General features: G+C 29.2%; 10 protein-coding genes. 8 read left to right on the top strand and 2 right to left on the bottom strand.

Annotated features, from left to right (window positions below):
- Positions 1-372: 372 nt before the first annotated feature.
- Entirely contained in the window at positions 373-3,030 is a 2,658-nt protein-coding gene (gene ppdK, locus G534_RS0106755; protein WP_027348436.1) for a pyruvate, phosphate dikinase, read from the bottom strand.
- Between the two features lie 2 nt (positions 3,031-3,032).
- Positions 3,033-3,824 (bottom strand): kinase/pyrophosphorylase, encoded by a 792-nt coding sequence (locus tag G534_RS08140; protein WP_051177464.1) that lies wholly within the window; start codon positions 3,822-3,824, stop codon positions 3,033-3,035.
- 295 nt (positions 3,825-4,119) lie between these two features.
- On the opposite strand from G534_RS08140, the gene G534_RS0106745 reads away from it, so the two are divergent.
- From G534_RS0106745 to G534_RS08135, 8 genes are all read left to right on the top strand, one after another.
- Positions 4,120-6,750 carry a valine--tRNA ligase gene (locus G534_RS0106745; RefSeq protein WP_027348435.1) on the top strand — a complete coding sequence of 877 codons (2,631 nt, stop codon included), beginning with the start codon at positions 4,120-4,122 and terminating at the stop codon, positions 6,748-6,750.
- A gap of 33 nt (positions 6,751-6,783) precedes the next feature.
- On the top strand, positions 6,784-7,320 hold the full coding sequence (gene hpt / locus G534_RS0106740) for a hypoxanthine phosphoribosyltransferase (protein ID WP_027348434.1): 537 nt from the start codon (positions 6,784-6,786) through the stop codon (positions 7,318-7,320).
- The gene (locus G534_RS0106735) at positions 7,320-8,063 is read left to right on the top strand and encodes a class I SAM-dependent DNA methyltransferase (RefSeq protein ID WP_027348433.1); all 744 of its coding nucleotides are present in this window, start codon (positions 7,320-7,322) and stop codon (positions 8,061-8,063) included. Before hpt ends, G534_RS0106735 begins: the two co-directional genes overlap by 1 nt.
- A gap of 71 nt (positions 8,064-8,134) precedes the next feature.
- Entirely contained in the window at positions 8,135-8,338 is a 204-nt protein-coding gene (locus G534_RS0106730; RefSeq protein ID WP_027348432.1) for a cold-shock protein, read from the top strand.
- A 270-nt stretch (positions 8,339-8,608) separates the two neighbouring features.
- Complete coding sequence (locus G534_RS0106725; RefSeq protein ID WP_027348431.1) at positions 8,609-9,049, top strand: hypothetical protein; 441 nt, start codon at positions 8,609-8,611, stop codon at positions 9,047-9,049.
- Positions 9,050-9,395: 346 nt separating this feature from the next.
- Complete coding sequence (gene hslO / locus G534_RS0106720) at positions 9,396-10,277, top strand: Hsp33 family molecular chaperone HslO (protein WP_027348430.1); 882 nt, start codon at positions 9,396-9,398, stop codon at positions 10,275-10,277.
- Position 10,278: 1 nt separating this feature from the next.
- Positions 10,279-10,932 (top strand): trimeric intracellular cation channel family protein, encoded by a 654-nt coding sequence (locus G534_RS0106715; RefSeq protein ID WP_027348429.1) that lies wholly within the window; start codon positions 10,279-10,281, stop codon positions 10,930-10,932.
- Positions 10,933-10,942: 10 nt separating this feature from the next.
- Positions 10,943-12,448, top strand: coding sequence for an alpha-L-fucosidase (locus tag G534_RS08135; protein ID WP_051177463.1), 1,506 nt, complete (start codon positions 10,943-10,945; stop codon positions 12,446-12,448).
- Positions 12,449-12,481 lie beyond the last annotated feature (33 nt).

Below are 12,481 nucleotides of genomic sequence, written 5' to 3'. Positions count from 1 at the left end.
TTTCTAAAATAAAAGATGGTTTATCATACAATAGATTTAATCATACAGGAAAACTAAATGTAAGAAGTGAAATAAACCTTTTATCAATAGCCTTAAACTTAAATAAATTATCATCAAAGATAATTAAAAACAATTTAGAAATAATAAAATATAAAGCTGCTTAGAAAAATATTTGTAAAAAAGCATAGCTTTATTAAGTGCGCCTATTTTTAGGGGTGTATTTATAAATTTTTGAAAAATCAAAAATTTAAGACTAGACTGTAATGTCTAAATTTAGATATTTAAGAAAAAAGGTGGTGTGTAGACTAGATTTAACTAATCTGCAACACCACCTTTTTCGTATTCTATTAAAATTTTATTAACGAAAGTTTATTATAATCCTAAGTCAATAATTCTTGTCATTTGTAATTGTTTGTCTCTTATTGATTTTTGAGCTGCTGCAAGTCTTGATATTGGAACTCTAAATGGAGAACATGATACATAGTCAAGTCCTAATTCATCACAGAATGCTACTGATGATGGTTCACCACCGTGTTCACCACAGATACCTAATTTAATATTCTTTCTTGCTTGTTTTCCTAATTTAACAGCATTGATCATTAATTTACCAACACCTTTTTGGTCAAGTACTTGGAATGGATCTTTTTCAAAGATACCATCATCTAAGTATTGAGTTAGGAATTTACCAGCGTCATCTCTTGAGAATCCGTAAGTTAATTGTGTTAAGTCATTTGTACCGAATGAGAAGAATTCAGCTACTTCAGCGATTTCATCAGCTAATAAAGTTGCTCTTGGGATTTCAATCATAGTACCAACATGGTATTCTAATTTCATTCCTTCTTCTTCGAATACTTTATCAATTTCTTTTCTTACAGAGTTTGCTACAACTTCTAATTCTTTAGCGTCACCTGCAAGAGGGATCATGATTTCTGGACGAACTTCAATTCCTTCTTTAGCAACTCTAACTGCAGCTTTTGCGATAGCTCTAGCTTGCATTTGATAGATTTCTGGGAAAGTAATAGCAAGTCTTAAACCTCTATGACCTAACATTGGGTTAACTTCGTGTAAGTCATCAATTACTTTTTTCTGTTCTAATATTGTTACACCTAATTCATTTGCCACGATAGCTATATCTTCTTCTGTATGTGGTACAAATTCATGTAGTGGTGGATCTAAAAGTCTTATTGTAACATTTCTTCCATCCATAACTTTATATATATCATAGAAGTCTTGTTCTTGAACTGGTTCAATCTTAGCTAAAGCTTTTTCTCTTTGTTCTCTTGATTTTGAAAGAATCATTTCTCTTACAGCATTGATTCTATCTTCTGCAAAGAACATATGCTCTGTACGACATAGACCTACACCTTCAGCACCCAAGTCTAATGCTTGTTGAGCATCATGTGGAGTATCAGCATTTGCTCTAACTTGTAATCTTCTTACTTCGTCAGCCCATGACATAAATGTTGCGAATTTACCAGATAATTCAGGATCTATTGTTTCAATCTTACCTTTATAAACAGTTCCTGTTGAACCATCTAGAGAAATCATATCTCCTTCACCTAATTGTATGTCACCAACTGTAACTACTTTATTTACTTCGTCAACTTTAACTTCATGCGCTCCAGCTACACAACATTTACCCATACCTCTTGCTACTACAGCAGCGTGGGATGTCATACCACCACGAGAAGTTAATATACCCTTAGCAGAGTCCATACCTTGTAAATCTTCTGGAGAAGTTTCTGTACGAACTAATATAACAGGTTCTTCTTTAGCATTTCTTAACATTGCATCATTAGCTGAGAATGAAATATAACCTGTAGCTGCCCCTGGTGAAGCTGCTAAACCTTTAGTTAATACTTCAGCTTTTTCTAGAGCTTCTGCATCAAATTTTGGATGCAGTAATTGATCTAATTGAGTAGGCTCAATCATCATTAAAGCTTCTTCTTTAGTTCTTAAACCTTCTTCAACCAAATCTACAGCTATATTTACAGCTGCTTGAGCAGTTCTCTTACCAGATCTTGTTTGTAATATAAATAATTTACCATCTTCAATAGTGAATTCAAGATCTTGCATATCTCTATAGTGTCTTTCTAATAATTCACCTGTTTTGAAGAATTCATCATAAACTTCAGGCATTTGATCTTGTAGATGAGAAATATGTTCTGGAGTTCTTATACCAGCTACTACGTCTTCACCTTGTGCATTAATTAGGTATTCACCAAATAATTCATTTTCACCTGTTGAAGGGTTTCTTGTAAATGCAACCCCTGTACCAGAGTTATCTCCGCCATTACCGAATACCATTGATTGAACGTTAACTGCAGTACCTAAGTCATGTGGAATATTATTTAATTTTCTATATAATATAGCTCTTTCGTTATTCCATGATTTAAATACAGCTGTTACAGATTCTAATAATTGTTGGAAAGGATCTTGTGGGAAGTCTTCTCCTACTTCTTTTTTATAAATTTCTTTATATCTTCTTACAACTTCTTTTAAGCTTTCTGCAGGAATATCTTTATCTAATTGAACGCCTGCCTTTTCTCTTTCTTCTGTAAGTACATCTTCAAATAATTCTTTGTCAACACCTTTTGATACGTCAGAGAACATTTGAATAAATCTTCTATATGAATCGTATGCAAATCTTGGATTTTCAGTATGTTTTGCTAAACCTTCAACAGACTCATCTGTAAGTCCTAAGTTTAAAACTGTATCCATCATACCTGGCATGGAAATTACAGCACCAGATCTAACTGAGAATAGTAGAGGATTTGTATTGTCACCAAATTTCTTTCCTAATTCTTTTTCTGTTTTTTCAACATGTTTCTTAATTTCTTCTAATAGACCATCCCAAACATTACCGTTTTCATCGTAATATCTTATACATGCTTCAGTAGTTACTGTAAAACCATAAGGTACATTGATACCAAGTCTTGTCATTTCTGCAAGGTTAGCACCTTTACCCCCTAGGAGGCTTCTCATTTCTTTTTGGCCTTCATCAAAGCCATAAACATATTTCTTTTCCATTTTTACCCCTTCCTTTTGTCTATAGAGTTTTTTATTATATCGGAGGCTTCTTCGATTGACATATGAGTCATATCAATTGATATACAGTTTAATCTTTCAACTACTAAATTGCAGTATGCTAATTCTTTATTGATTCTTTCTATATCCGCATAATCTGAATCGTGAGGAATACCTAAAGAATGAATTCTTTGTTTCCTAACTTCCACTAGCCTTTTTGGATCCATAACTAGAGCAAATATTTTACTTGGATCAATCATGAATAATTCTTTTGGAATTTCAATTTCTGGTACCAAGGGTATATTTGTAACTCTATAACCAATATTAGACATGTAAATAGATAGGGGAGTCTTTGATGTTCTAGAAATCCCCAAAATTACAATGTCAGATTCAACTATTGATTTAGGATTAGACCCATCATCATTATTCAGAGCAAAAGCTACCGGATTGGATTCTAAGCTATCTCTAACGATTTTGGAGATATCTCCTCCGCTAGAAATTTTAGAAAAAATACTTCCTAAAAATTTATATACTACTTGGTAAACATCAAGATATTTAATACCTAGTTCTTTACATTTTTTTATAGTATATTCAGCCATTAAACTGTCTTCAAACGAAAAATACACAATTTGGTCGTCCATGAAAAAGTCGAAGTTTTCAAGTTCTGATTTTGTATTCAATTTATCATATATTCTTATATCTGTTTGTAGATCTTGTAGAAAATAATTTCTAATAAGAATATGAGTTAATGTCTTTGAATTTCTATCAGATAGAATCCATACTTTTTCGTTCTGCATTTTTCACTCCAATTTAATATCCTATGCATATTATTATACCAAAAAATGAAAAAATGTCTACAAAATTTAATAGAGATTACATTTTCACAAATTTTCATAATATTGCTTAAGAATTTGTAAATACAATATTGTTATATTTGGAAAATGTTAGCATTGTTTATTTTTTGTTAAACTTATGTAAAAAGATGGTTAAGTCTTCTTACAATGTCACTTGCTTGACTAAAACTCTGTTAAATACTATAATTATTAAATAAAATTATCATAAAAGTAGATAAATTATATTGAGGGAGGCTGAATGAAAAATTTAGAAAAAAATTATAATCCTAAAAGCTTTGAAGATAGGATATATAGACAATGGGAGGAAGGCGAATATTTTAAAGCCATAGTTGATAAATCGAAAGAGCCTTTCACAATAGTCATGCCTCCACCAAATGTTACAGGTAATTTACATATGGGTCATGCTCTTGTTTCGACTTTACAAGATATAATGATTAGATATAAAAGAATGTCAGGCTATTCAACATTGTGGTTACCAGGTACGGATCATGCTTCTATAGCTACTGAAGCAAGAGTTGTTGAAAAAATAAAATTAGATGGAAAAACAAAAGAAGAATTGGGCAGAGAAGGATTTTTAGAAGAAGCTTGGGCTTGGACTGAAAAATACGGCGGAAATATAAATAAACAATTAAGAAAGTTAGGAGTTTCAGCTGATTGGTCTAGATCTGCTTTTACATTAGATGAAAATCTTTCAAAAGCTGTAGAAGAAGTTTTTGTAAATATGTATGATGATGGTTTGATTTACAAAGACAAAAAGATAATTAATTATTGTCCAGTATGTAATACTTCATTATCTGATATCGAAGTTAACCATGAAGATAATGAAGGAAAGATTTGGTATTTCAAATATCCATTAAAAGATTCAGAAGGATTTTTAACTATAGCTACAACAAGACCTGAAACAATGTTAGGTGACTTGGCGGTTGCGGTAGACCCTACTGATGAAAGATATGAAGATTTAATTGGGAAAACTTTAATATTACCTATAGTAGAACGAGAAATACCAATAATAGCAGATGACTATGTTGACAAAGAATTTGGTACAGGAGCTGTTAAAATTACTCCGTCTCATGATCCTAATGATTTTGAAGTAGGTAAGAGACACAATTTAGGTCAATGTGTAGTTTTAGAGAATGATGCAACCATTTCTGAAGGTTATGGTAAGTTTTCTGGACTTGATAGATATGAAGCAAGAAAGTTAATTGTTGAAGAACTTGACAATCTTGGATTACTAGAAAAAATAGAAAAAATCAATAACTCAGTTGGTCATTGCTCTAGATGTGGTACTGTAATTGAACCTTTATTATCAGACCAATGGTTTGTAGCAATGGAAAGCCTTGCTAAACCAGCATTAGATGCATATAAAAATGGTGAATTAAAAATTATTCCAGAGAGATTTGGAAAGATATATGTAAACTGGTTAGAAAATATAAGAGATTGGAATATTTCAAGACAACTTTGGTGGGGACATAGATTGCCTGTTTATTATACTGAAGATGGACAAACAATAGTTTCTAAAGAAAAACCAGATGAAAAAATATATGGTAAAGTAACAAGAGATCCTGATACACTTGATACTTGGTTCTCATCAGCTTTATGGCCGTTTTCAACTCTTGGTTGGCCAGATACAGATTCAGAAGATTATAAATACTTTTTCCCAACTAATGCATTGATTACAGGCTATGATATTATATTTTTCTGGGTAATTAGAATGGTGTTTTCATCACTTTATAATACTGGAAAGCTTCCATTTAACACGGTATATCTAAATGGATTAGTAAGGGATGCTCAAGGTAGAAAGATGTCTAAGTCGCTTGACAATGGTATAGATCCTTTAGATGAAATTGATAAATATGGAGCAGATGCTTTAAGAATGAATTTAGTTTCAGGGAACACCCCTGGAAATGATATGAGATACATTGACGATGATGTAAAAGACAAAAGAAATTTTGCAAATAAATTATGGAATGCATCTAGATTTATTTTAATGAATATGGAAGATGGAAAAGAATATACATTAAATGAAGACAGACTGACCATAGAAGATAAATGGATTATTTCTAGAATAAACACATTATCTAAAGATGTTGAACGATTATTCAAAATATATGAAATGGGAATAGTTGCATCAAACTTGTATGAATTTATTTGGTTTGAATTTTGTGATTGGTATATTGAATTTGTTAAAACTAGATTACACAACGAAGGTGAAGAAAAAGACAATGCAATAGCAGTTTTACTTTATTCATTGGATAAAATATTAAAATTACTTCATCCATATATGCCATTTATAACTGAAGAAATCTATTCATATTTACCAAATTCAGTTGATAAAATTATTACTCAAAAATATCCAGTATATGAAGAAAAATATGATTATTCATATGAAGAGAAGTCAATTAATAAATTGATAGACGCTATTACATCTATTAGATCTCAAAAGACAGAATTAAAAGTACCAGCAAAGAAAAAGTCTAAATTATATATCTATGCACTAAATGAAGAAACTAAAGATATATTTACTAAGTTAAAATCAAGTTTACAATCATTAGCAAATCTAAGTGATATAGAAATATTAGATGAAGAATTAGACCTGGAAGATGTTGCTACTATTATAAAAGAAGATTATAAACTGTATCTATCCCTTGAAGGATTAATCGATTATCAATCAGAATATAAGAGATTAGAAGAAGAAAAAAATCATGTAATATCAGAGCTGAAAAGAGCTGAACAAAAATTACAAAATGAAAAATTTACTTCTAAGGCACCAAAACATTTAGTTGATATGGAAAGAGAAAAGAAGGATAAATATACTAAAATGTTAGAGGAAGTAGAAAGAAGTATTGAAGAGATAAAAGAAAAATTGTAATCTTATTATTTTAATTTGTTTTATGGAGGAAAAATGGATAGAAAAAAAGTAGTTCTTTTTGAAGCTGATAAGATTAAAGAAACAGTTAAAAGAATGGGTCAAGAAATAACAGAAGCGTATAAAGGGGAAACTGTAGTTGCCATATCTCTTTTAAGAGGGAGCTTTGTATTTGCTGCTGACTTAGTTAGAGAAATTAAAGTTCCTACAATAATTGACTTTATGACTACTTCTAGTTATGGAGATAAATTAGAAACTTCAGGAAGAGTAGATATAGTTCATGATTTACGTACAGATTTAAAAGGACAAAATGTACTTATAATTGATGATATATGTGATTCAGGTCATACACTTAAAGCAATTATTAATTTTATTAAAGAGAAGAATCCTAAATCAGTTAAAACAGCTGTATTTTTAGATAAACCATCAAGAAGATTAGTTGATGTTTATCCTGAATTTATAGGGGAAGAAATAGAAGATTTATTTGTAGTTGGTTATGGATTAAACTACGGTAATTATTATAGAAATTGTCCATATATATTTGCTTTTATGGAAAATGATGAGAATAAATAATGTACAAACAATTTTCAGATTTTTATGATCAATTAGTATTTGATATAGATTATAAAAAATACTCAAATAATATTAAAGAAATATTATTTTCAAACAGTATTCATTCAGGAAATATATTAGAAATAGGAGCAGGTACGGGTAATTTAACTCGTGAACTTGCTAAACTCAATAATTTCAATATATTAGCTATAGATAATTCTGTAGAAATGATGAAACATGCAATTGAAAAAATAAGTGAATTCGAAAATGTAGATTATTTATATCATGATATGTTTGAATTTAATTATAAAATGTATGGATTCGATGCAGTTATAAGTTTACTTGACGTCATGAATTATGTTACTGAAATAGAAGATTTAGAATATTTATTTAATTCTATATATGAATCACTTAATGATGGTGGAGTATTCATATTTGATATTAACTCAAGATATAAGCTTTTAGAAGTTCTAGGTAATAACATATATGTATATGAAAAAGATAATATATTTTATACTTGGGAAAATACTATAGATGAAGAATATGATGATTTAGTATATTTTGATTTAAATTTCTTTTATAAAGAAGAAGATGGAAAATATAATAGAATATATGAAGAACAAGTTGAAAGATATCATTCAATAGAAAATATAATAAATATACTGACAAATGCAGGTTTCACCAATATAGAATATTGTGATGAAGATGGCGGAGAATATATAGAAAATAAAACACAAAGAATATTATTTAGTGCTAAAAAATAAAGTTTGATTAATGCATAACTCTGTGTTATTATGATATTTAGCAGAACACTGCTAAATAAATGGAGGATAAAATGGTTAAAGGAACAGTTAAATGGTTCAACGCAACTAAAGGTTTTGGTTTCCTTACAACTGAAGATGGACAAGATGTATTTGTACATTTTTCTGCTTTAGAAGATAATGGCGAATTTAGAACTTTAGACGAAGGTCAAGCAGTTGAGTTCGAAATTATTGAAGGCGAAAAAGGCCCACAAGCTTCTAATGTAGTAAAATTATAATAATATTTTTTGATTGGAAGTAACCCTTTATTTTTTAATAAGGGGTTTTAAAACTTTAAATAAAATATTATTTTCAAAATTCAGTAACTATTCCTGGTAAAAAAGCTATAACAGATAAAGTTACTAATTATACAACAGTATAAACTCAAAATTTCAATAGACCAGATACAAAAGCTTGGAATTCAATGTATAATCCATGGATAGAAAGGTTAGGTACTATAAAATATGGTGGAGTAACTTTTTCTATAGATTAAATTAAAGGAAAGAAAAATGAAAAATAAAAGTATTTTTTTAATAATAGCTATAATAATTGCTTTATCAGGATATTTATTTTATGATTATATGAAATATAATAAAGAAATACCTGGTAGAGTTATCTTTTCAGATAGCCTAGAAATTGATAGCATCTCATTATTAAAGGATAATGAAGCTCTTCCAGAAATTGAGTTAACTGAAACTCAAAGCAAAGAAATTCTAGAAAATCTTCAAAAAATACATTATATAAATAAAAGAGATAGCAATACTTCTAGTAAAAGTAGATATTACACATTGTCTGCTAAATATGGAGAAACTATTTATTTAATTTCTTTGTCAGATAAATATAATTTAGAATTCCATGAATCCCATCCTAATGATAAATCAAATATTTACATAATGAATGAAGAAGAATCTCAAGAATTATTTAATCTATTGAATAGATTATTTGAATAAAACATTAAAGTCCTAACAGCATAAGTTGGGGCTTTTTTGTTTGTGAGAGAGAAATGGTTGTGATTTTAAGCTTGTGTGACATCCTTGATTTTTAAATTCTGAACAGAAAATTTTAGCTAAAATGCATCAGAAAATAAGAAATCTAAATCCTGAATAGAATTGACAAAAATCTTCTGTTCATAAATGGTAGGTCTTAATTTCTGAACAGAAATCTACTGAATTAAATACAATGAATGTAGAAAATGTCATACGAATAAAAAGAAACCTCTCCAAAAATTATTTCTGCAAATTAATATCATTTAAGCTATAATCTATTTATTGAATAAACAATTTTATGAGGAGTTTTATGAAAAATTATATTATAAGGGCTATTGATAGCAGTAAATCAGTAAGGATTTTTATATCTCAAAATACGCAAATGGTTCAAGAAATAAGAGATATACATGATTCTCAAGCTACAGCTTCAGCTGCGATGGGAAGACTAGCAATTGTATCTTCTATCATGGGATATTCAGGGCTTGATGAAGGACAAAGTTTGACTATAGTATTTGACGGAAATGGACCAGCAGGAAAACTTAGAGCGGTAGCAGATGAGAATGGAGATGTAAAAGTTACTGTAACAAATCCTAAAATAGATGTGCCTTCAAAATATCCTGGAAAATTAGATGTAGGTTCTTATATCGGAAAAGAAGGTAATTTAGCAGTTATAAGAGACTTAGGGTTAAAGGAACCGTATACAGGGATTTCAAAGATTATTACTGGAGAAATAGCTGAAGATTTAGCAAATTATTATTTTTATTCTGAACAAACACCAAGTATTATTTCTTTAGGTGTTTTAGTTGACACAGACTTATCTATAAAAGCGGCAGGAGGTATATTTGTACAAGTACTTCCTGGAATTTCTGATGAAGAATTAGATCGATTACAGGAGATTGCAAATGAATTGAGACCTGTGTCTGAGTTGATAAGTGAAGGATATAGTCCTGAAGATATACTTGAAAAATATTTTGAAAAACTTAAACCAGAAATACTAGAGAAACATGAAGTTAATTATAAATGTGATTGTTCAAGAGAACGTATAAGAACAGGATTAATTTCAATTGGGAAAAAAGAATTAGAAGAAATTACAGAGAAAGATAAAAAAGTTGAAGTAATATGTGACTTTTGTGGGAAAGTATATAATTTTGATGAAAATGAATTAAGAGAAATGATAGAAGAAAGTAGATAATATGGAAGGCTTCATAAAATATATAGAAATAATTGGAATAATTGCATTTGCAATTTCTGGAGCATTGGAAGGAATAAAAAGCAAACTAGATTTGTTGGGAGTGTTGGTTCTTGGAATAATTACTGCAACGGGTGGAGGAGTGATCAGGGATGTAATTCTTGGGATTCGACCACCATTAAATTTAAGATTCGGGTTTAACATTTATTTAGCTATAATAGTTTCGATGATTGTCTTTCTAATAAACTTATTTGATGATAATATAAATAGATGGACAATAAATAAAAGTTTTGATCAATCTTTGATATATTCTGATGCTATAGGACTTGCAGTATTTACGATTACAGGTATGGAAGTTGCGTATAGATTACATACAGAATATAGCATGGTATTATATGTATTTGTTGGAGTTGTAACTGGTGTAGGTGGTGGTATTATTAGAGATACATTGATAAATGCAGTTCCATACATACTAGATAGACATGTGTATGCGAGTGCTTCAATAATTGGTGCTATAATTTTTCATTTACTAACTATTTATACAGATATAAATAGAGCAATTACTTCAACAATTTGTATTTTTATTATATTTATAATAAGAATACTTGCTAATAAATTTGAATGGAATTTACCGAAAGCTACAAGAATTTTAAATTAAGGGGAATGTTTTGAAGGAAATTTATATTGATAACAAAGATTTGCAAATAATGGAAGATGTTATTGTAGAAAAGGATGAGGTAGTTCCTGATTCAAATCAGCTAAAGTATCAAAAAGATGAACTTGCTGCATTTGTACATTTTTCACCAAACACATTTAATGAAGTTGAATGGGGAGATAGTTATTTTGATAAAAAAACCAATGAAATTTTCAAATTAGAAAATGATTTTCAAGCTGAAAATTTGGTTCGTACAATAAAAGACGCAGGTTTTAAGAAAATAATTATCACTGCAAAACATCATGACGGATTTGTTATTTGGCAAAGTAAATTTACGGAATATGGTATTAAAAATACAGATTATAAAAATGGTAAGGGTGACATTTTAGAAGAAATTTCAAAATATGCTTCAATTTATGATGTAGATATGGGTATTTATTTATCACCTTGGGATATTCATGACGAAAGCTATGGATATTATGATAAAGATGGAAATCCTACAAGTAAAGAAAATGATTATCTTGATTATAATGATTATTACAATAATCAACTTGAAGAAATACTTTCAAATCCTAAATACGGAAATAAAGGAAGATTTATAGAAGTATGGATGGATGGAGCAAAAGGCACAGGATATGATGAACAAGAATATGATTTTGTAAGATGGTTTAAAACAATTCAAAAATACCAAGGGAAAGAAGCAGGATACGAATCAGACTGTTTATTATTCGGTGCAGAAGCATATACAACAGTTCGTTGGATAGGTAATGAATTAGGATTTGCACATAAAGATACATGGTCAAAATCTATAGTTAATTATGATGACAATACAATTGACAGTAATGAGGATGGAGAATACTTTAAGGGTTTTGAAAATGGTAATAAATGGACTGTTCCAGAATGTGATGCAAGAATTACATCAGGATGGTTTTGGGGTAATGAGAAAAAGGAACCAAAAAGTATAAAAGAGCTTGCAGAGATGTATTTCAGATCTGTTGGTCATAATTCTACACTTTTATTAAATATTCCTCCAAATGACAAAGGTGATTTAGATGCAGATATAAAAAATAGATTGTTAGAATTTGGAGAAAATATTCGAAAATCTTTTGAAAATAATATTTTAGAAGAAAGTAAAATATCAGCAACAAATATAAGAAATTCATCTAAACAATTTAGTCCATCAAATTTATTTGGAAATAAAGGATTTTGGATTACAGATAAAGGTGTAAATGAAGCTTCTTTATTAATAGAATCAAAAGAAGCAAAGACTTTTGACTCAATTGTATTAGAAGAAAACATTGAAATCGGACAAAGAATAAATTCTTATGAAGTTTATTTCTTAAAGGAAGATAAATGGGAATTAATTGAAAAAGGTATAACAATAGGCGCAAAGAGAATTATTAGATTTGATAAAATAAATACTGAAAAAATTAAAATTAATTTAAGAGCGGGCGAAGGAAAATCTATATCACTTATAAAATTAGGTGCATATAAATTAAGTGAAGGTTTCGAAAAATAAAATTCAAATTAAAGATAGGTAGATATTTGGATA

It is taken from the genome of Helcococcus sueciensis DSM 17243 (assembly GCF_000423145.1).
Lineage (GTDB): Bacteria > Bacillota > Clostridia > Tissierellales > Peptoniphilaceae > Helcococcus > Helcococcus sueciensis.
Note: the sequence above shows the minus strand (reverse complement) of the source record. Positions and strands in the feature narration are given on the sequence as shown.